The following is a 19,713-nucleotide window of genomic DNA, read 5'->3' as shown; positions in this document are numbered from 1 at the left end:
CTGTTCGTACGCACCGTATGAACAGCCCTTTTTGTTGATCCTTTTCCCGACAATCACAAGGAACGAACATGGCAGAGACGGGCACCCAGGCGGGTTATCTGGTCACCGAAAAACTGGTCAAGCGCTTTGACGAGGCGGTGGCCGTGGACGAGGTGTCGCTGTCCATCGGCAAGGGCGAGATCTTCGCGCTGCTGGGCAGCTCGGGCTGTGGCAAGTCGACACTGCTGCGCATGCTCGCCGGCTTCGAGCGGCCGACTTCGGGGCGCATCCTGCTGGGTGGCCAGGACGTGGCGGCCATGCCGCCCTACGAGCGGCCGGTCAACATGATGTTCCAGTCGTACGCGCTGTTCCCCCACCTCAACATCTGGGAGAACGTGGCCTTTGGCCTCAAGCGCGAAGGCCTGCCCAAGGCGGAGATCCAGCAGCGCACCGACGAGATGCTGGCGCTGGTGCAGCTCACCCCCTACGCCAAGCGCAAGCCGCACCAGTTGTCTGGTGGGCAGCAGCAGCGCGTGGCGCTGGCTCGCAGCCTGGCCAAGCGGCCCAAGCTGCTGCTGCTCGACGAACCCCTGGGCGCGCTCGACAAGAAGCTGCGCGAGCAGACCCAGTTTGAACTGGTGAACATCATCGAGAAGGTGGGCGTGACCGTGGTGATGGTCACGCACGACCAGGAAGAGGCCATGACCATGGCCAGCCGCATCGCCATCATGAGCAAGGGGCGTGTGCTGCAGGTGGGCACGCCCGAAGAAATCTACGAGCACCCGGCCAACCGTTTCGTGGCCGACTTCATCGGCAACGTGAACCTCTTCGAGGGCAAGCTCAGTGTGGACGAGCCCAACCGCTGCGCGGTGAGCACCGCCATCGGCCAGATCGAGGTGGGGCATGGTGTGCCGGGCCACCTGGGCATGGCGGTGGGCCTGGCCGTGCGGCCCGAAAAGATCGAGATCAGCAAGCAGCGCCCCGAGGGCGTGGCGGTGAACCTCTTCACCGGCACGGTCAAGGAGATCGCCTACTTCGGCTCGTACAACACCTTCATCGTGCAGGCCAGCGACGGCCTGCGCGTGAAGATCACCGAAGCCAACACGTCCCGCCAGGACCTGTCGGACATCACCTGGGAGGACAACGTCTTCTTCTGGTGGAACGACAAGGCCGGCGTTGTGCTGCGGGACTGAGCGGGAGGCCACCATGAGCAGCTCACCCCTCATGCCCGGCAAGCGCTTCGTCATCGGCGTGCCCTATGTCTGGCTGTTTGTCTTCTTCCTCCTGCCCTTCCTGATCCTGCTGTACATCAGCTTCGTGGACATGGGCGAGAGCATCAACCCGTTCAAGCCGATCTGGGACAGCCAGACCGGCCTGCTCAGCCTGAAGTACGAGAACTACTGGACCATCTTCCGCGACGAAGGCGGTGCCCTGTTCAAGACCATCTACATCGAGGCCTACCTGCGCTCGATCTGGTATGCGCTGTGGACGGCCTTGCTGTGCCTGGTGTTCGGTTACCCGTTCGCCTACTTCATCGCCCGCTCGCCGGCCAGCGTGCGGCCGGCCCTGCTGATGATGGTGATGCTGCCGTTCTGGACTTCTTTCCTGCTGCGTGTCTACGCGTGGAAAGGCATCCTGGCCGACCAGGGCGTGCTCAACCAGTTGCTCATGGCCGTGGGCATCACGCATGAGCCCATCCTCATGCTCTACACCAACGTCTCCATGCTGGTGGGCATGACCTATGTGTACCTGCCGTTCATGATCTTGCCGCTCTACGCGACGCTGGTGAAGATGGACTTTCGTCTGCTGGAGGCCGCCTACGACCTGGGCACCACGCCCTTCAAGGCCTTCTGGCTGATCACGGTGCCGCTGTCCAAGGCCGGGATCGTGGCCGGCTTCATGCTGGTGTTCATTCCCTCGGTGGGCGAGTTTGTGATTCCATCGCTGCTCGGTGGACCGGAGAACATCATGATCGGCCGCGTGGTCTGGGACGAGATGTTCACCAGCAACAACTGGCCGCGCGCCACCGCGCTGGCGGTGGTGATGATCGCACTGATCGTTGTGCCACTCGCGATCTACTACCACTACACCGGCGAAGCCGCTGAACCCCGCAAGTGAGGCCGAGCATGAAACCCTTCCTCGAAAAACACTTCGGCAAGTTCTGGCTGACACTGGTCTACCTGTTCCTGTACCTGCCGCTGCTCTTCATGATCGTGTTCAGCTTCAACAGCACACGGCAGGACGCCAACTTCACCGGCTTCTCGCTGCGCTGGTACGAAGCGCTCACGCGCGACACCAAGATCGTCGAGGGCTTCTGGCTCTCGCTCAAGATCGCGGCCGTCACGGGCGTGCTCTCGGCGGTGCTCGGCACCTTCGCGGCCTTCGTGCTCGTGCGCTACCGGCGCTTCCCGGGCCGCACCGTGTTCAGCGGCATGGTCAACGCGCCGCTGGTGATGCCCGAGGTGGTGATCGGCCTGTCGCTGCTGCTGCTCATGGTGGGCGCGCAGAACGCGTTCGGCTGGCCCGAGCGCGGCATGCTCACCATCATCCTGGGCCACACGCTGCTGGGCATGGCCTACGGCATGGTGGTGATCCAGAGCCGCCTGATGGAGATGGACCGCGCCATCGAGGAGGCCGCCATGGACCTCGGTGCCAAGCCGCTGCAGGTCTTCTTTCTCGTCACGCTGCCCAACATTTTCCAGGGCATCCTGGCGGCCTTCCTGCTGGCGTTCACGCTCTCGTTCGACGACGTGGTGATCTCCGAATTCCTCTCCGGACCGGGCGTGAACACGCTGCCGCAGGTGATCTTCGGCTACGCCCGGCGCGGCATCAACCCGACCATCTACGCGGCGGCCACGCTGCTGATCGTGACGGTGACCATCGGCATCGTGGCGTACGCGGTGTGGGTGGCGCGCTCCACGCGGCGGCGCGAGCGGGAGATCGCGGCGGCCACCCGGGCCGAACTGGTGGCGCTGAACCCGAACTGAGGGGCGCGACCGGGGTCACTGGATCGCTGTGGGTGAGGGCAAGTGGATGCTCTGCGGCCCGGGTTTCGGGCGTAGCATGAGGCCACTTGCGGCTTCCCTGCACACCCGAGACACCGATCCATGACCACCCCGACCTTTGACGGCCGCGCCTTCATCAACGGCGAACGCATCGCCGCGCGCGACGGCCAGACCTTTGACTGCATTTCACCCGTGGACGGCCGCCTGCTGACGGCGGTGGCGCGCTGCGGCGAGGCCGACATCGACGCCGCCGTCGCGGCCGGGCGTGCCGCGTTTGAAGACCGCCGCTGGAGCGGCCTGGCGCCGGCGCACCGCAAGCGGATCATGATCAAGTTCGCCGAGCAGCTCACCGCCCACGCCGACGAGCTGGCGCTGACCGAAACGCTGGACATGGGCAAGCCCATCAAGTACGCCAAGGGCGTGGACGTGAACAGCGCGGCCAACTGCATTCGCTGGTATGGCGAGGCGGTGGACAAGGTGTACGACGAGATCGCACCCACGGGGCGCAATGCGCTGGCCATGATCACGCGCGAACCGGTGGGCGTGGTGGGCGTGATCGTGCCGTGGAACTACCCCATGATCATGGCGGCCTGGAAGATCGCGCCCGCACTCGCCGCCGGCAATTCGGTGGTGTTGAAGCCTTCGGAGAAGAGCCCGCTCACCGCGCTGCGCCTGGCCGAGCTGGCGCTGGCGGCGGGCATTCCGCCCGGTGTGTTCAACGTGGTGCCGGGCTACGGCCCGGAGGCCGGCAGCCCGCTGGCGCTGCACATGGACGTGGACTGCATCGCCTTCACCGGCAGCACGCGCGTGGGCAAGCAGATCCACGTGATGGCCGGTCAGAGCAACCTCAAGCGCGCCTGGACCGAGCTCGGCGGCAAGTCGCCCAACATCGTGTTCGCCGACTGCCCCAACCTCGACCGCGCGGTGGAGGCGGCCGTGGGCAGCATCTTCTTCAACCAGGGCGAGAGCTGCAACGCACCGTCGCGCCTGTTCATCGAGGCCTCGATCAAGGACGCGTTCCTGGAGAAGGCCTTGAAGCTGGTGCCGCAGTACCAGCCGGGCAACCCGCTGGACAAGGCCACTGTCATGGGCGCCATCGTCGACAAGGTGCAGATGGACACGGTGCTGCGTTACATCGAGTCGGGCAAGAGCGAGGGCGCCACGCTGCTCGCCGGTGGCGAGGCGTCGATGCCGGTGGCTGGTGGCCACTACGTGCTGCCCACGATCTTTGACGGCGTGACGCCGCAGATGACGATCGCGCGCGAAGAGATCTTTGGCCCGGTGCTCTCGGTGCTGAGCTTCACCGACGCGGCCGAGGTGGTGCGCGAGGCGAACAACAGCGTGTACGGCCTGCAGGCCGCCGTGTGGACCAGCGACATCAACAAGGCGCACGGCGTGGCGCGTGCGCTGCGCGCCGGCACGGTGCACGTGAACCAGTACGACGAGGACGACATCACCGTGCCGTTCGGCGGCTTCAAGCAGAGCGGCGTGGGGCGCGACAAGTCGCTGCACGCGTTCGACAAGTACACCGAGACCAAGACGACGTGGATCAGGATCGACAGCCCCGTGTGACGCGAGCCCTCACCCCAACCCTCTCCCAGGGGGAGAGGGGGTAACTTCCCCTCAATGAAGGAGACACCCATGAACGCCATGAACGAACTCAAGACCGACAACACCAATGCCGCCTGGCACCAGCGCCGACTCGACGCCACTCCGCGCGGTGTGGGCGTGATGGGCGACTTCTTTATCGAGAAGGCGAAGAACGCCGAGTTCTGGGACATCGAAGGGCGTCGCTTCATCGACTTCGCCGGCGGCATCGCGGTGCTCAACACCGGCCATGTGCACCCCAAGGTGCAGGCGGCCATTGCCGCGCAGTTGCAGCGCTTCACGCACAGCTGCTACCAGGTGGTGCCCTACACCGAGTACGTGGCGCTGGCCGAGCGCATCAACGCCATCGTGCCGATCGACGGCCCGGTGAAGACCGCGTTTTTCTCCACCGGCGCGGAAGCCATCGAGAACGCGATGAAGATCGCGCGCTACAGCACCGGGCGCACCGGCGTCATCGCGTTTGGCGGCGCGTTTCACGGCCGCAGCATGTTCTCGGTCGCGCTCACCGGCAAGGTGCAGCCCTACAAGGCCGGCTTCGGCCCGTTCCCGCCCGAGATTTACCACGTGCCGTTTCCGTGCCACTGCGCGTCGCTCGACGACACGAAGCACGCGATGGAACAGCTCTTCAAGTGCGACATCGAGCCCAGCCGCGTGGCGGCCATCGTGTTCGAGCCGGTGCAGGGCGAGGGCGGTTTCAACCCCATCCAGCCGGCGGCCGTGAAGTGGCTGCGCGAGCTGTGCGACCAGCACGGCATCCTGCTGGTGGCCGACGAGGTGCAAACCGGTTTTGCGCGCACCGGCAAGATGTTCGCCATGGAGCACTACGGCGTGAGCCCCGACCTCATGACCATGGCCAAGAGCATGGCCGGTGGCACCACGCTCTCGGCCGTCTCAGGCAAGGCCGCCATCATGGACGGCCCGGCGCCGGGCGGTCTGGGCGGCACCTACGCCGGCAACCCGCTGGCCATCGCCGCGTCGCACGCGGTGCTGGATGTGATGGCGGAGGAGCGCCTGCCCGAACGCGCGCAGAAGCTGGGCGACCAGCTCATCGGCCACCTCATCGCCAAACGCGCCGTGTACCCCCAGCGCATGGGCGATGTGCGCGGTCTGGGCGCCATGGTGGCCTGCGAGTTCATCGACGCCAAAGGTGCACCCGACGCCGACACCACGAAGAAGGTGCAGGCCGCCGCGCTCAAGCGCGGCCTGCTGCTGCTGACCTGCGGCGTGTACGGCAACGTGATCCGTTTCCTCTTTCCGCTCACCATTGAAGACAGCGTGTTCGCCGAAGGCCTGGCCAAGTTTGACGCTGCGCTGGCCGAGGTGCTCGCTTGAGCGCAGCGCCGGGCCGCTCCCAAGCAAGCTCGCACCGCAGTGCGGAGCACGGAGGTTTTGCTGATTCGCTGGATGAGCGCATCCAGGCCTTGCGCGCGCAGGGCATCCACTCGGTGCTGACCACCTTCACCGACCTGCCCGGCGGCCCCAAGGGCAAGCTGGTGCCGCTGGATGGCCTGCCCGGTGCGGTGAGCAGCGGTGCGGGGTTTTCCGGCCCCAGCATCAGCGGCACCGGCCTGCCGCGCATGGGCCCGCGCAGCGAATACATGGGCCGCGTGGTGCCCGAGAGCCTGCGCCCGCTGCCCTTCATGCCTGGCGTGGCGCACGCAGTGTGCGACGGCTTTGCCGGCGGCGAGCCGCTGGACACCTGCTCGCGCCAGGTGCTCAAGCGTCAGGTGGAACGTTTGAAAGCGTGCGGCTGGACGCTGTGGGTCGGCATCGAACCCGAGTTCTTTTTGCTCAAGCGCGACGCGCAGGGCCGTTGGCAGGTGGCCGATGCGTTGGACACGCACGCCAAACCCTCGTACGACCTGCAGGCCATCGGCCGCAACTTCGCGTTTCTCGACACCATGCGCGAGACGCTCACCGCGCTGGGCTTCGGGCTGGAGCAGATCGACCACGAAGACGCCTGCGGACAGTACGAGATCAACTACCAGCACGATGACGCGCTGGCCGCGGCCGACCGCTACCAGCTGTTCAAACTCACGGCGCAGGCCGTGGCGGCCCAACACGGCACCGTGTTCTCCACCATGCCCAAGCCGCTGGCGCACGCGCCGGGCAGCGGGCTGCATTTCCACCTGAGCCTGACCGATGCGAACGGCAACGCCGTGATGGCCGATCCGGCCGGCGCCTTGGGCCTGAGCCGCACCGGCCACCAGTTCGCCGCCGGCCTGCTGCACCACGCCGACGCACTCGCCGCCTTGTGCGCGCCCACCGTCAACAGCTACAAGCGCCTGGCCGCCAGCCGCAGCGCCTCGGGCACCACCTGGTCGCCGGTGTGGAAGGCCATGGGTGACAACAACCGCACCTGCCTCGTGCGCACGGTGGCCGGGCGCATCGAATGGCGCCTGCCCGATCCGTCGTGCAACGTGTACGCCGCCATCGCCGGCACGCTGGCCGCCGGCCTCTCCGGCATCGAGCAGGCCTTGCCCGCCGCCACGCCTTGCGCCGACGACCTGTACGAGCTGCACGCGCGTGGCGAGCCCTTGCCCGAGCGGCTGCCGCGCGACCTGTTCGCCGCACTGCAGGCGCTGGCGCAGGACGCGCCCTTGCGCGCCGCCGTGGGCGAATCGTTCTGCGCTGAATTCCTCGCGCTCAAGCACGCCGAGTGGGCCAGTTACAGCCAGCAGGTGAGCGACTGGGAGCTGGAGCGCTACGCGAACGCGCCCTGACCAAATGCACCCCCCCGCGCCGCCGGCGGCGTCACCCCCTCAAGGGGGCGCACCCTGCGGCCTGGCAAAGCCAGTTCCGCGGGTGCTCTGGCTTTCTGGATAATCCGGCTGCTTGAACACCCCCGCCGCCACTGCCGCCGCCACCGCGTCCGCCAAGACCTGGACCAAGACCGCCGACCGGCCGCTGCGCAGCTGGCGCAAGTCCGCCAGCATCTGGGTGTTTGCGCATGTCGTGGGCGTGCCCGTGCCGTGGCACGCGGTGCGCCAGACCGATGGCGCCGAGCTGCTGGCCTTTGAACACCAGCGCCTGCTGGCCCTGGCCGCCGCCGGCGAACGCGTGCCCACCGTGCTGGCCTTCGACGGGTTTTCGCTCACCACCAGCGACATCGGCGAGACGCTGGACCACGTGCTGCACCGCTTGCCCGAGGCCGAACGCCTGGCGCTGATGTGCGCCTCCAGCGCCGACCTGGCTGCGTTCCACACGCGCGGCCACTGGCACGGCGGCGCCCAGACCCGCAACCTCACCTGGAACGGCGAGCACTTCGCCCGGCTTGACTTTGAAGAGCGCCTGCAACCCGGCATGGCGCTGTCCACGGTGCAGGTGTACGACGCGCTGCAGCTGCTCTTGTCGCTGGCGCGCTACCTGCAGCCGCTGGGGGCCGATGCAGTGCGCGCCGTGCTGCAGGCCTACGCCGACGCGGGCACCGGCGGTCCCGCCCTGCGCGACTTCATCGCGCACCTGCTGCCGCGCCTGGGCTGGGTGTCGAAGCTGGCGTCGTGGTCACCCCGGCTGGACGGTTCGCGCGAACTCATGCGCTTGCGCACGGTGCTCGAAGGCATGACAGCGTTCGTGGCGCGGGAGGTCTGAAGGCTGGTCGTGGGTCGAGAAAGCAGACGGCTGTCGCTGCCGTCCCTCGGATCCCTACCTTTTTCTATGGATGTATAGTCTCATGGAGATATACTTTGATAACAACCCATAGAGTTCAAGCCGCAGGAGATCCCATGGATGCCGTGAGAAACCCTTTTGCTCCGGGCGCCGGGAGCAAGCCGCCAGAGCTTGCCGGACGTGAAGCAATCCTCCAAGACGCGCAGACAGCCATTCAAAGGGCGCTGTTGGGCAAGCCAAGCCGTTCGCAGATGCTGCTTGGTCTGCGTGGCGTTGGAAAAACGGTACTGCTGAACACGATCGAAGAGATGGCCGAAACCGCCGGGCACGTCACATCTTCGATCGAAGCGCCAGAGGGAAAGGCGCTCAGTGAGTTGCTCGTACCGAAGATCAATCAAGCCTTGCGCAAACTCTCGTCTTCAGCGAACGCAAAGGCCAAAGTCCATCAGGCTCTTCGGGCACTTCGCTCGTTCGCCTCTGCGTTCAAGCTTTCTTACGGCGATGCTTCCATTTCGGTGGATCCGGAAGTCGGGGTCGCTGACAGCGGCGATATGGAGACGGACCTGCCAGAACTGTTTGTGCGCGTAGGGGTGGCCGCAAAAGCCGCTGGTAAGGCCTGGACACTTCTCATTGACGAAGTTCAGTACCTGCGTCCGGCGGATCTGGCAGCTCTGATCGTCGCCCTCCACAAGGTCAACCAGAAAGATTTGCCTGTTTTGTTCTTCGGTGCAGGGTTGCCACAGGTTGCAGCGCTTTCTGGAGACGCGAAGTCCTACGCTGAGCGTCTCTTTCACTACCCTGCGGTTGGTGCGCTTGCGGAGGGGGATGCGAGGATCGCAATCAGGCAGCCCATCGAGGATGAAGGTGAGCAAATTGACGACAAGGCGATCAGAGACATCCTGGCAAAGACCAAGGGATACCCCTACTTTTTGCAAGAGTGGGGCTATCAGTGCTGGAATATCGCGAAGGGACCGCGCATCCAGCTGGACGATGCAACGAAGGCTGCAGGAGAAGCGACAAAACGGCTGGACGAAGGCTTCTTCAAGGTGCGATTTGATCGCTTGACGCCAAAGGAGCGGGAGTATGTCATTGCGATGGCCAAACTTGGGGCCGGGCCATACAGGTCATCGGATGTCGCGGAAGCATTGAAAGAAACCCACCAAAGCCTGGGCCCGCGGCGTGCGCAGATCATCAGCAAGGGAATGATCTACAGCCCATCGCATGGCGACATTGCGTTCACCGTTCCCATGTTCAACGAATACCTGATTCGCAATTACGTGGAGAAACCGAACAACGCGTAGCTGCGCAGAGGGCAAATGAGCGTACGACCTCTGCGTTTCACACCGTTGGACGTCGTGTTGCCTGGCCGTTCAGAGATCCTCAGGACCTGTACCCCGCATCCAACTTCTCCACCTTCCTCAACAACGCCGGCCAGGCCAGCTGCGAGCCCAGCCCGGCGGTGGCCACGCGCATCACGTCGGCCATGCCGGCCAGGATGGCGGGGTCGACCTGGGTGAGTTCGGTGCCGCCGGCCATCGCGTCGATCTGGATGCGGCAGGTGTTCTCCAGCGTGTACATGGCCAGGAAGGCGTCGGGGATGGTTTTGCCCACGGTGAGCAGGCCGTGGTTGCGCAGCACCAGGTGGTTGGCGGTGCCCAGGTCGGCCTGCAAGCGCACCTTTTCTTCCGCCCGCAGGGCCACGCCTTCGTACGTGTGATACGCCAGCGAGGCGAGCACGAAGGTGCTTTGCTGGCTGATGGGCAGGATGCCGGCCTTCTGCGCGCTCACGGCCACGCCGGCGCGCGAGTGGGTGTGCATCACGCAGCCGGCTTCGGGCCGCGCTTCGTGCACGGCGCTGTGGATCACGAAGCCGGCCGGGTTCACCGGGAAGGGCGAGTCCAGCAGTTTGTTGCAGGCCATGTCGACCTTGACCAGGCTGCTCGCCGTGATCTCGTCGAACATGAGGCCGTAGGGGTTGATGAGGAACTGGTGTTCACCACCGGTGACCGAGTCGGGCAATTTGGCGCTGATGTGGGTGAAGACCAGATCGCTCCAGCCGTAGGCCGCCACCAGCCGGTAGCAGGCGGCGAGGTCGCAGCGCAGCGCCCATTCTTCGGCGCTGACGACTTCTTTGAGGGATGGGATGTGCATGGTGTGTCTCCGGTGGCACGGCAGCGGATGGCCGTGGCCGCTTCACTGTACGCACCTCCGCGGCCCGTGGGGGTCGCGGCGACGACAGGTATTCCCCGCGTCACTTGGGCGGGATGTGCAGCACCGTGCAGGGGATGTAGGTGTCGTACCAGTCGTGCTCGTTCATGGGTGGATAGGGCTCCTGGTTGTCGCTGGGGGCGCTGCGGGCTGCGCCGTGGCGGCGCCAGAGGTGCACCGACACGTCGAACAAGGCCCCGCTGAGGCTTTTGGCGGTGACGTGCAGCGCCAAGGCCTCGTTGTTGCGCAGCGGGGTCACCACGCCGTCTTCTGTGACCAGGGTGGACGCGCCACTGAGCCATCGCCGGTGGTAGCGCTGTTCTACCCAGCCCCAATCGGCCGGACTCAGGGGGCAGGCGATCTGCCCACCCGAACGCCGCCCGCGCTTGAGGGTTTCGCGGGCCAGTGCGAGGGTCAGGGCCCGGTCGAACTGCTCGCGAAGGCGCTCGTCGCCCTCGGCCTTCTTGATGGCCTGGCGCATGGCTTGGATGACGAGCTCGGCTTGTGCAAAGGTGCGCCGAGGACCCGACTCACGCACAGGCGGGTCTTTGGCGATGGCGTCCAGCGTGGACACCAGCGAATGCGCTTGTTCGATCACCGGTGTGGGCGCGCCCAGCAACTTCGCGCGCTCGATCAGGTCGTTGATCTCGTCGCGGAAGTAGTGCGCCGAGTGGCTCAGGGCTTGCTGCAGCAGCAGGGTGACGTCGTTGTCGGTCCAGTCGTCGTCGTTTTTTGTGGGTTTGGCCGGCGCAGCGGGTTGGGTCTGGCGGGGGGTGTTGGGCACCACGCTGGATGGTGTGCGTGCCCGGGTGTTGCGGGCCTGCAGTTTTTCCCGGGCTTTGCGGCGGTCGAGGGGTGGAGCTTCTTCTGTGGTGGCCACAGGCCCCTCGAGCAGGTCGACGGTTTGTTGGTCGATCCACGCCGTGGTCACGTCGTCGGACGACATCGCGCCGGGCAGCGGCGCGGTCTCGGGGGGGCGGTTGCCGACGGCCTGGCGGCGAAGCCAGCCGCCGCTTCGCGCCACGGCCTGTTCCTGCTCCCGTTGCGCTTGCTCGGCACACCATTGCAGCGCCTGCGTGCCGCGCTGGCCCATGGGCACGCCCTGGTCGAGTGCGTTGACGAGTTCGTTCATGGCTTTTGCTGCAGCCTGAACAAAGCCGTTGTGCATGTGTTGGCCGGTCGCGGCGGCGATCTCGGCGGCCTCGGCAGGGCTTTCCAGCTTGTTGTCAACCATGTGCCTGAGCTGCATCATTCCCTGATTGAGGGCATCGCAGCGGGCTGTGATGTAGCCGGGAAACGAAGGATCTGACACCCCTGTCAACAGTGCGTTGATCCAATCTGCGCGTCCTGCGTTTTTGAAATCGAGCAGCATTGCGACCATGCTCAGCCGAAGTCCAGGGGGTGCGAGCAGCGAGGCTGCCATCAGGGTTGACTTGGCGCAAGGGACGTGGCGCCCACCACAGACCTCGATGATGTGGTTGACGGCCTGCTCCAACGCTTGCTCATCTTTCGTCAGTGCCTGCATGCTGCTGCGAGCGCTGAAGTCAGCGGCCAGATGGGTATAGATGACCGAGGGCAGGTGGTCGTGCATGAACGGGTTGGGGGTGAGCACGGCCATGCGTTGCACGGCTTGCAGTGCCTCGCGCCGACTCGCTGGCCATTGCGCAGGTGGTCCGAGCACTTCGGCCATGTGCTGCGCGATGGTTTGCTCCCGTTGGGCACGCTCAGCAGCGGGCTGGCTGTGGTGCAGCAGCCCCAGGCGCAGTCCGTGCTCCAGCGCCACCGGTTCGGCCGGGAGCCACGGCAGCATCGCTTCCAACGCGGTCTGCAGGCGCGTCTGTTCGGCGTCGGGTTGTGTGTGCCGCCGTTCTTCGAGCAGCGCACGGATCGCCTCAAGCCCCCGCGGTGGTGCCGCGGGTGGAGACGTGCAGTCCAATGTCCACCACCGCAGTTGCAGCTTGTCGTCGGGCGGTGCTTTTTCGATCCAGGCGTACATGGTGGTTGCTCCGTTTCGTCAGGAGTGGGTGGCGGGCCGGCTTCACGTGGCGTGCGGGATGTGCAGCACCGCACACGGGATGTAGCTGTCGTACCAGTCCTCTTCGTTCATGGGCGGGTAGGGCTCGGTGTTGGTGCTCGGGGCGCTGCTCTTCCCGGGCTGGCGGTACCAGAGGTGCACCGAGATGTCGAAGGCGTAGCCACTGAGGCTTTTGGCGGTCACGTGCAGGGCCAGGGCGCAGTCGTCGGGCAAGGCGGTGGAGATGCCGTCTTCGGTGGTGTAGCGGGTGACGCCGCTGAGCCAGCGCCGGTGGTAGCGGGCCTGCACCCAGCCCCAGTCCTTGGGTCCGAGGGGTTGCGCGATCACGCCACCGTGGGCTTTGCCATGCTCCATCGGCTCGCGGGCAAGGGCCAGCGTGAGGCAGTGGTCGAACCGCCCGCGCAGCCGGGCCTCTGCCTCGGCGAGGGTCACCTGCCTGCGCAGGTCGGTGATGGCCTGTTCAGCCTGCGCAAACATGTCGCGTGCCTGCAGCTCGTCGCTGGCTTCGGCCTTGATGATGGTGGCCAGTGACGCTGCGTCGACCGTGCAGGCGTGGATGGCTGGCTCGGGCGCACCCAGCGTTCGCGCCAGCTCGATGAGATCGTTGGCCTCGGCCAGGTAGAAGGTGGCCGACTGGAGGAGCGTGTCGCGCAGCAGCTGGTCGACGTCGCGGTCGGTCCATGTGTCGACGACCGTGGGCTGCCTGGTTTGCACCGGTTGGCGGACCTTGAGTGCCCTGTCTTGCAGTTGCTGGCGCGCCGCTGCCCGGTTGACCCGCTCCTGGGCCGGGCCGCGCCGTCGCGCCACCGGACCTTTGTAAATTTCGAGGCTGCGCTTGGTCCGCCAGGTCTGGGCCGTCTCGGGCCGTTGTCCGGCGGTGACGGTGAGTTGTCGCGGCGTCGCCGGGGCCGGTGTCGGCGTCGGCGTCCTCAGGATGGCGGGTGTCCAGTTGGCGGACAACGCCAGGATCCAGGCTTCGATGGCTGCTTCACTCTCCAGCGTCTTGCGGCCCATGGCGCCGAGGTTCACACCCCGGTGCAGCGCTGCCAGGGTCACGGCTTGCGCCCGCCGCTCGGCTGCGAGCTGTTGCGCCTGCATGCGGGTGATGGCGAGCTGGATCAGCTCGGTGCTGATGTCTGTTTTGGGGTCATGGTCGGGCTGGCTCATCCAGGCGTCCAGCGCACTCAGTGCCTCCCACAGGGCGTCCTGGCGGATGACCGTGGGTCCCGTGGTCTGGGCTGTGCCGACGGCGTAGACGTATTCCCACAGGCGAATCTTGTGGCTGGAGTTCATGATTCGCTTGACGCATGCCCGTCGTTGCGTGCGTTCACCGGGCAGGGCGTGGTGGCAAAGGCCTTCCAGGCCCTGGAACAAAAATATCTGCCCGCCCGACATCGACAAGGTGAGCCGCAGCAGGTCATTGCGCTCTTGGACTTCTTCGGGTGTCAGTGGTGAGGGCTTTTGCTTGAGCCGGGCTTCTTCCCACTGCAGGGTTTTGCTGCCGCACACGGATCGCAGGTGGTTGTCCAGCAGGTCGTCGGGGGTGAGCACCGCGGTGCGTCGAACGCCGCCGAGCACGCCGGCTTGCTCGTTTGTCCAACCCGTTTCAGGGCCGAAGTAACTGGTCAGCACGGCGTTGATCCGGGCCTCGCGCCGGGCCCTCTCAGGGGCCGGCAACGTGTGGTGCTCCAGGGCGACCCGCAGCATGAACTCGAGCATCTCAACCTCGCAGCCCGACACCCATCCAACCAGCGCCTTCAGCTCGGCGTGCACGCGGTCCCGGTCGGGTGGCGCCAGCGCAGGCTGGTGTTGCGTGAGGACGGCGGTGATCTGCTGCTCATCGGCCGGGGTCGTTGGCACAGGTCCGGTTTCGCAGTAGTAAGTCGCCCAAGAGAAGCGCAGGTTGGGGTTGAGTTGGTTGCGGTCGCAGTTCAGAACACCGTACATGGAGCGTCCTTTCGTGAAGGGCCGCAGCGGGTGGCGGCGGGACTTCAGTCTGGATGTTCCGGCATGAAAACGTGTGACCAAACCCTGACCCGCACGCCCAGCGCTGCGGAAGGATTGACACGAACGGTGAGGTTGGCCAAGCGGTGTGCGGACCACACGCGCCGGGCTGCACGCAAAGGCGTTGGCCGGGGGCTCAGCCCACGCTGGTGAGCCCCATGGCCTCGTTCACTTCTTCATCGAGCAGGTGTTGAAGCCCAGCAGGGCGTAGGGCGGGCACCAGCCCATGAGGCCGGTCAGCAGGGGGACGACGCCGAGGTAGCCCCACCAACCCACGGTGCCGGTGGCGGCCGCGGCGATCAGGGCCAGGCCGATGGTGATGCGCAGGATGCGGTCGATGCCGCCGACGTTTTGGGTCATGGTGTTGCTCCGTTGACTGAGGCCACCGCAGAACCGGGTGGGGTGCAGCCATTGGGCCCTCATGTCTGCCCTGGGTATGTGACCTGGGTCACAGAGCCGGGCGGTGGGACTTCAGCGCGGCTGCAGCGCGGCCAGCGACCGCAGGGCGGCGCTGTCGCGCACGGTGATGCACTCGCGCGAGAGTTCGACCCAGCCGTCGCGCTCGAAGCGGTGCAGCAGCCGGGTGACGATTTCGCGCACCGTGCCCAGCTCGTCGGCCAGCGCCTGGTGGGTGGCGTGCACCTGTGTGCCGTGGCCCAGCAGCGCGGCGGCCAGTCGGCTGTCCAGGCGCTGGAAGGCGATGGCTTCGATCAGGCCGGTGAGGTCGGCCAGGCGCGCGGCGAAGAGGCCGAGCACGAAGTCGCGAAAACCGGCGTGGGCCAGCGCTTCGCGAAACGCGGTGGGCGAGAGCAGTGCAAGCCGGGTCGGTTTGACGCTGACGCCGTGCGCGCTCAGCGGCTGGTCCACGAACAGGCACGACGACGACACCAGGCACATGTCGCCCGGCACCACGCGGTAGAGCTCCAGTTCGCGCCCGCTGCTGGCCGAGCGCGAGACCCGCACCTCGCCGCTGAGCAACAGGGGGAAACCGCCGCAGGGCTCCTGCTCGCGGAACAGGGTGGTGCCGGTGGGCACCTCCATCACGGTCAGCGCATCGGATGCCGGCACGGCCTCGGCGAGCGATGGGTAGAGCTGGGCCAGGGCCTGCCGGTCGGTGCTGTTCATGTGCGTTGCGGTTGGGTGGCGTGTTCCAGCCGGGTCAGCCAGGCCATGGCGTGTTCGCGGCTCCCGCCGCACATCTCGGGGCCGGGTGCGAGCGAGCTGCAAACCGGCGGGCGCTCGGGCAGGCCGAACAGGCGGCAGCGCAGATCCGCGTCCAGCTGCGGGCACGCCACGCCGGCTGGTTTGCCCAGCGGCAGCCCGGGCAGCGCGCTGCTGATGGAGGGCGCGGTGCAGCAGGCGGCGCAGCCGGGGCGGCAAGCCTGGGCGGTTGAGGCCATGGCGGTGGCGTCAGCCTCAGGCGTGCAAGCGTTGGCCGGCCCACAGCACCTGGTCCACCACGCCGTGCACCGCGTTGCGCGCCGCCTCGGTGGAGAGCTGGCCATCGGGGTCAAATGCCTCGCCGGCCCGGGACAGGGCAAACTGCTTCGGTGCCACCCAGCACTGCAAATTCGATAGCAACGGAGCGAGGTGGGACAGGCTTCTAAGGCCGCCCAGTGCACCTGGTGAGGCGCTCAGCAGACCCACCACCTTGCCGGCGAACGGTTTGGTGCCGCTGGACCAGAGCGGGTCGCCCTTGATGGGGCTGGAGACCCAGTCGATGGTGTTTTTGAGCAAGCCGGTGTAGCTGCCGTTGTATTCGGGCGAGGCAATGATCCAGGCCGGGTGGGCGTGGAACAGCTCCTTGAGCTTCACGGCCGCGGCGGGCGTGCCGCGTGCTTCGAGGTCGGCGTTGTAGAGCGGCAGGTCGAAGTCGGCCAGTTCGATGTGGGTGACCTGGGCGCCTTGGGCTGCGGCGTGCCGGGCGGCGGCGGCGGCCAGTTGGCGGTTGAAGGACTGGGCGCGGGTGCTGCCGGCGAAAACGAGGAGGGAGGGGAGTGTGCTCATGCCGCCATTGTCGCGGCCTTCGCTCAGAACGAGCTGTCGAAGAAGCCGCTGTCTTCAAACCCGGGGGGAGAGGCTGGTGGTGCGGCTTGAGCGGGCGGGCAGCGGCGGCTGGCGATGCCCCAGGCCACCTGGAACCGCTCCATCACCAGGTCGCGGCCGATGGTGACGGTGGTCTGGCGGAAGTTGTAGCCCACACCCACGTCCAGGCCGATGCGTCGGCCCTCGCCGGGGAAGAAGCTCACGCCGGCGGCCACCACGGGGCGGTTGCGCCGGTCGGTCGACAGGATCTTGAAAGTGACGCCGGTGTCGCCGCCGAAGTTGTGGCTGATGCCGAACATGAAGCCGGCGGCTTGTGCGTTGAAACAGGCCAGCGCGGTGGTGCTGGCCACGAGCCAAGGGATTTTCATGGGGCTTGTTTCCTGTGGTGGGCCCGGGATTGGGCTGCCATGCAGGTTAGAAATTCGGGCGCGGCGGCGCCATCCGGCCAGCGCCGTGGGCGGTGCGCGCGGGGTGGGGCAGAAAACGCCCAACGGTGGGACAATCGCGGGTTGCCCGGGGCGCCGGGCAGACAGCCCCCCACAAGCGACCACCACCATGTTGTATCCCCAGGAATTTGACGTCATCGTCGTCGGCGGCGGCCACGCCGGCACCGAGGCCGCGCTGGCGGCCGCCCGCATGGGGCAGAGAACCCTGCTGCTGACCCACAACATCGAGACCCTGGGCCAGATGAGCTGCAACCCCAGCATTGGCGGTATCGGCAAGGGCCACCTGGTGAAAGAGGTGGACGCCATGGGCGGCGCCATGGCGCTGGCCACCGACGAAGGCGGCATCCAGTTCCGCATCTTGAACAGCTCCAAGGGCCCGGCCGTGCGCGCCACCCGCGCCCAGGCCGACCGCGTGCTCTACAAGGCCGCGATCCGCCGCATGCTGGAGAACCAGCCCAACCTGTGGCTGTTCCAGCAGGCGGTGGATGACTTGATGGTGGAGGGCGACCGCGTGGTGGGTGCCGTGACGCAGGTGGGCATCCGCTTCCGCAGCCGCACGGTGGTGCTGACCGCCGGCACCTTCCTCGACGGCAAGATCCACGTGGGTCTGAACAACTACGCCGCGGGCCGCGCGGGCGACCCGCCGGCGGTGTCGCTGTCGGCCCGCCTGAAAGAGCTGAAGCTGCCACAGGGCCGTCTCAAAACCGGCACGCCCCCGCGCCTGGACGGTCGCAGCATCGATTACAGCCAGTGCACCGAACAGCCCGGCGACGGGGTGCCCGGCGGCATGAACGCCGACCAGCCCGTGCCGGTGTTCAGCTTCATGGGCAACGCGGCGATGCACCCGCAGCAGGTGCCGTGCTGGATCACGCACACCAACGAGCGCACGCACGACATCATCCGCAGCGGCTTTGACCGCAGCCCCATGTTCACCGGCAAGATCGAGGGCGTGGGCCCGCGCTACTGCCCGAGCGTGGAAGACAAGATCAACCGCTTTGCCGACAAGGACAGCCACCAGATCTTTCTGGAGCCCGAGGGCCTGACCACGCACGAGGTCTACCCCAACGGCATCTCCACCAGCCTGCCGTTCGACATCCAGTACCAGCTGGTTCGCAGCATGAAGGGACTGGAGAACGCGCACATCCTGCGGCCCGGCTACGCCATCGAATACGACTACTTCGACCCGCGCTCGCTCAAGAGCAGTTTCGAGACCAAACAGATCCAGGGCCTGTTTTTCGCGGGCCAGATCAATGGCACCACCGGTTACGAAGAGGCTGCAGCGCAGGGCATGTTCGCCGGCATCAACGCCGCGCTGCAGTGCCGCGGCGAGGGCGCCTGGCTGCCGGGGCGAGATGAAGCGTACTTGGGCGTGCTGGTCGATGACCTGATCACCCAGGGCGTGACCGAGCCCTACCGCATGTTCACCAGCCGGGCCGAGTTCCGCCTGCAGCTGCGCGAAGACAACGCCGACATGCGCCTGACCGAAGCCGGCCGCCGCATGGGTCTGGTGGGCGACGCGCAGTGGGACGCCTTCTGCCGCAAGCGCGACGCTGTTTCACGTGAAACAGAGCGGCTGAAAGCCACCTGGGTGAACCCGCGCAACCTGCCGCCGGTGGAGAGCGAGCGGGTGCTGGGCAAGTCGATCGAGCACGAGCACAACCTGTTTGACCTGTTGCGCCGGCCGGGCGTGCACTACGACGCCTTGATGGCCATGAACGGCCATCAACACATGCACCCGGATGTTTCACGTGAAACCCTGGGCGATCTGCACGCCGTGGTGGTGGAGCAGGTGGAGATCGCCGCCAAGTACTCGGGCTACATCGACCGTCAGAAAAACGAGGTGGAGCGGGCGTCGCACTACGAAGGCCTGAAGCTCCCGACCGACCTGGACTATCTGCAGGTCACGGCCTTGTCGTTTGAAGCGCGGCAGAAGCTGGCCAAGCACCGGCCCGAAACGCTGGGCCAGGCCTCGCGCATCTCGGGCATCACCCCGGCGAGCATCTCGCTGCTGCTGATCCACCTCAAGAAGGGCGGGTTCAAGGGTTTCGCCACCCTGGCGGTGGCGGCGGACGCCGAGGCATGAGCGATTTGAAGACGACACTGCAGGCCGGGCTGCAGTCGCTCCAGCTCGCGCTCGACGCGCGCCAGGTCGATCTGTTGCTTGACTACCTGGGCCTGCTCCAGAAGTGGAACAAGGTCTACAACCTCACGGCCGTGCGCGACCCGGCCGAGATGATGACCCACCACCTGCTCGACAGCCTCGCGGCCATCCGGCCTTTGCTCCAACAGGTGGGTGAACGACCGGTGAAACTGCTGGACGTCGGGTCCGGCGGTGGGCTGCCCGGCGTGGTGATCGCCATCGCCTGTCCCCAGATCGACGTGACCTGCGTGGACACGGTGGCCAAGAAAGCGGCGTTCATCCAGCAGGCGGCCGCCACGCTCAAGCTGCCCAACCTGCGGGGGCTGCACGCCCGCGTGGAAAGCCTCAACGCCTTGTCGGGGCAGGGCTTCGACGTCGTGTGCTCGCGCGCCTTTGCCTCGCTGGTGGATTTCACGAACTGGTCGAGCGGCGCGTTGAACGAAGGCGGCGTCTGGATGGCCATGAAGGGCAAACACCCCGGTGACGAGTTGGCCACGCTGGCTGCCGAGGCGCCTGCCGTGGATGTGTTTCACGTGGAACAGCTTCACGTGCCCGGGCTGGACGCCGAGCGCTGCATCGTCTGGATGCGTCCCGGCCCTGCCGCGATGGCCTGAGCAAGGCGGCGCGCGGATG

18 protein-coding genes are annotated in these 19,713 nt (G+C 66.5%); 10 read left to right on the top strand and 8 right to left on the bottom strand.

Features of this window, described 5'->3' with window-relative positions:
- The first annotated feature begins 68 nt into the window (after nt 1–68).
- From Q1W68_RS08580 to Q1W68_RS08545, 8 genes are all read left to right on the top strand, one after another.
- Nucleotides 69–1,172 carry an ABC transporter ATP-binding protein gene (locus Q1W68_RS08580; RefSeq protein ID WP_300716186.1) on the top strand — a complete coding sequence of 368 codons (1,104 nt, stop codon included), beginning with the start codon at nt 69–71 and terminating at the stop codon, nt 1,170–1,172.
- A 13-nt stretch (nt 1,173–1,185) separates the two neighbouring features.
- Nucleotides 1,186–2,097, top strand: a complete 912-nt coding sequence (locus Q1W68_RS08575; protein WP_300716184.1) for an ABC transporter permease subunit — start codon at nt 1,186–1,188, stop codon at nt 2,095–2,097.
- 8 nt (nt 2,098–2,105) lie between these two features.
- Entirely contained in the window at nt 2,106–2,966 is an 861-nt protein-coding gene (locus Q1W68_RS08570; protein WP_300716182.1) for an ABC transporter permease subunit, read from the top strand.
- A 120-nt stretch (nt 2,967–3,086) separates the two neighbouring features.
- A complete protein-coding gene (locus Q1W68_RS08565; protein WP_300653455.1) occupies nt 3,087–4,556 on the top strand; it encodes an aldehyde dehydrogenase in 1,470 nt (489 codons plus the stop codon).
- A 69-nt stretch (nt 4,557–4,625) separates the two neighbouring features.
- Entirely contained in the window at nt 4,626–5,924 is a 1,299-nt protein-coding gene (gene gabT, locus Q1W68_RS08560; RefSeq protein ID WP_300716180.1) for a 4-aminobutyrate--2-oxoglutarate transaminase, read from the top strand.
- Nucleotides 5,921–7,315, top strand: a complete 1,395-nt coding sequence (locus Q1W68_RS08555; protein WP_300653453.1) for a type III glutamate--ammonia ligase — start codon at nt 5,921–5,923, stop codon at nt 7,313–7,315. Before gabT ends, Q1W68_RS08555 begins: the two co-directional genes overlap by 4 nt.
- Nucleotides 7,316–7,427: 112 nt before the next feature.
- Entirely contained in the window at nt 7,428–8,183 is a 756-nt protein-coding gene (locus tag Q1W68_RS08550) for a hypothetical protein (protein WP_300661568.1), read from the top strand.
- Between the two features lie 134 nt (nt 8,184–8,317).
- The gene (locus Q1W68_RS08545) at nt 8,318–9,502 is read left to right on the top strand and encodes an ATP-binding protein (protein ID WP_300655518.1); all 1,185 of its coding nucleotides are present in this window, start codon (nt 8,318–8,320) and stop codon (nt 9,500–9,502) included.
- Nucleotides 9,503–9,581: 79 nt separating this feature from the next.
- On the opposite strand, the gene Q1W68_RS08540 is transcribed toward Q1W68_RS08545, so the two are convergent.
- The 8 genes from Q1W68_RS08540 to Q1W68_RS08505 form a co-directional block, all read right to left on the bottom strand.
- Nucleotides 9,582–10,352: a class II aldolase/adducin family protein gene (locus tag Q1W68_RS08540; protein WP_300716178.1), complete on the bottom strand. Its 771-nt coding sequence runs from the start codon at nt 10,350–10,352 to the stop codon at nt 9,582–9,584.
- 100 nt (nt 10,353–10,452) lie between these two features.
- On the bottom strand, nt 10,453–12,405 hold the full coding sequence (locus tag Q1W68_RS08535) for a hypothetical protein (RefSeq protein ID WP_300655973.1): 1,953 nt from the start codon (nt 12,403–12,405) through the stop codon (nt 10,453–10,455).
- 42 nt (nt 12,406–12,447) lie between these two features.
- Entirely contained in the window at nt 12,448–14,391 is a 1,944-nt protein-coding gene (locus tag Q1W68_RS08530) for a hypothetical protein (RefSeq protein WP_300655975.1), read from the bottom strand.
- 225 nt (nt 14,392–14,616) lie between these two features.
- Nucleotides 14,617–14,808, bottom strand: a complete 192-nt coding sequence (locus Q1W68_RS08525; RefSeq protein WP_300655977.1) for a DUF2892 domain-containing protein — start codon at nt 14,806–14,808, stop codon at nt 14,617–14,619.
- Between the two features lie 111 nt (nt 14,809–14,919).
- A complete protein-coding gene (locus tag Q1W68_RS08520; RefSeq protein ID WP_300716175.1) occupies nt 14,920–15,573 on the bottom strand; it encodes a Crp/Fnr family transcriptional regulator in 654 nt (217 codons plus the stop codon).
- Complete coding sequence (locus Q1W68_RS08515) at nt 15,570–15,848, bottom strand: YkgJ family cysteine cluster protein (RefSeq protein WP_300716172.1); 279 nt, start codon at nt 15,846–15,848, stop codon at nt 15,570–15,572. The genes Q1W68_RS08520 and Q1W68_RS08515 overlap by 4 nt, the downstream gene beginning before the upstream one ends.
- 16 nt (nt 15,849–15,864) lie before the next feature.
- The gene (locus tag Q1W68_RS08510) at nt 15,865–16,455 is read right to left on the bottom strand and encodes an NAD(P)H-dependent oxidoreductase (RefSeq protein ID WP_300716169.1); all 591 of its coding nucleotides are present in this window, start codon (nt 16,453–16,455) and stop codon (nt 15,865–15,867) included.
- A 23-nt stretch (nt 16,456–16,478) separates the two neighbouring features.
- Complete coding sequence (locus tag Q1W68_RS08505; protein ID WP_300661559.1) at nt 16,479–16,862, bottom strand: hypothetical protein; 384 nt, start codon at nt 16,860–16,862, stop codon at nt 16,479–16,481.
- A gap of 187 nt (nt 16,863–17,049) precedes the next feature.
- Between Q1W68_RS08505 and mnmG the strand changes: the two genes are divergently transcribed.
- Nucleotides 17,050–19,023: a tRNA uridine-5-carboxymethylaminomethyl(34) synthesis enzyme MnmG gene (gene mnmG / locus Q1W68_RS08500; protein ID WP_300716166.1), complete on the top strand. Its 1,974-nt coding sequence runs from the start codon at nt 17,050–17,052 to the stop codon at nt 19,021–19,023.
- Complete coding sequence (rsmG, locus tag Q1W68_RS08495) at nt 19,020–19,694, top strand: 16S rRNA (guanine(527)-N(7))-methyltransferase RsmG (RefSeq protein ID WP_300655986.1); 675 nt, start codon at nt 19,020–19,022, stop codon at nt 19,692–19,694. The genes mnmG and rsmG overlap by 4 nt, the downstream gene beginning before the upstream one ends.
- Nucleotides 19,695–19,713 lie beyond the last annotated feature (19 nt).

Origin of the sequence: Hydrogenophaga sp., from assembly GCF_030158645.1 — a bacterium.
Classification (GTDB): domain Bacteria; phylum Pseudomonadota; class Gammaproteobacteria; order Burkholderiales; family Burkholderiaceae_C; genus Hydrogenophaga.
This window is presented reverse-complemented; position numbering and strand designations above follow the sequence as displayed.

Coding starts and splice junctions, on each gene's coding strand:
- Q1W68_RS08505 (WP_300661559.1), bottom strand. CDS start 16,862: ATGAAAATCCCTTGGCTCGTGGCCAGCACCACCGCGCTGGCCTGTTTC.
- Q1W68_RS08525 (WP_300655977.1), bottom strand. CDS start 14,808: ATGACCCAAAACGTCGGCGGCATCGACCGCATCCTGCGCATCACCATC.
- Q1W68_RS08565 (WP_300653455.1), top strand. CDS start 3,087: ATGACCACCCCGACCTTTGACGGCCGCGCCTTCATCAACGGCGAACGC.
- gabT (WP_300716180.1), top strand. CDS start 4,626: ATGAACGCCATGAACGAACTCAAGACCGACAACACCAATGCCGCCTGG.
- Q1W68_RS08520 (WP_300716175.1), bottom strand. CDS start 15,573: ATGAACAGCACCGACCGGCAGGCCCTGGCCCAGCTCTACCCATCGCTC.
- Q1W68_RS08545 (WP_300655518.1), top strand. CDS start 8,318: ATGGATGCCGTGAGAAACCCTTTTGCTCCGGGCGCCGGGAGCAAGCCG.
- mnmG (WP_300716166.1), top strand. CDS start 17,050: ATGTTGTATCCCCAGGAATTTGACGTCATCGTCGTCGGCGGCGGCCAC.
- Q1W68_RS08530 (WP_300655975.1), bottom strand. CDS start 14,391: ATGTACGGTGTTCTGAACTGCGACCGCAACCAACTCAACCCCAACCTG.
- Q1W68_RS08570 (WP_300716182.1), top strand. CDS start 2,106: ATGAAACCCTTCCTCGAAAAACACTTCGGCAAGTTCTGGCTGACACTG.
- Q1W68_RS08575 (WP_300716184.1), top strand. CDS start 1,186: ATGAGCAGCTCACCCCTCATGCCCGGCAAGCGCTTCGTCATCGGCGTG.
- Q1W68_RS08515 (WP_300716172.1), bottom strand. CDS start 15,848: ATGGCCTCAACCGCCCAGGCTTGCCGCCCCGGCTGCGCCGCCTGCTGC.
- Q1W68_RS08510 (WP_300716169.1), bottom strand. CDS start 16,455: ATGAGCACACTCCCCTCCCTCCTCGTTTTCGCCGGCAGCACCCGCGCC.
- rsmG (WP_300655986.1), top strand. CDS start 19,020: ATGAGCGATTTGAAGACGACACTGCAGGCCGGGCTGCAGTCGCTCCAG.
- Q1W68_RS08535 (WP_300655973.1), bottom strand. CDS start 12,405: ATGTACGCCTGGATCGAAAAAGCACCGCCCGACGACAAGCTGCAACTG.
- Q1W68_RS08580 (WP_300716186.1), top strand. CDS start 69: ATGGCAGAGACGGGCACCCAGGCGGGTTATCTGGTCACCGAAAAACTG.
- Q1W68_RS08540 (WP_300716178.1), bottom strand. CDS start 10,352: ATGCACATCCCATCCCTCAAAGAAGTCGTCAGCGCCGAAGAATGGGCG.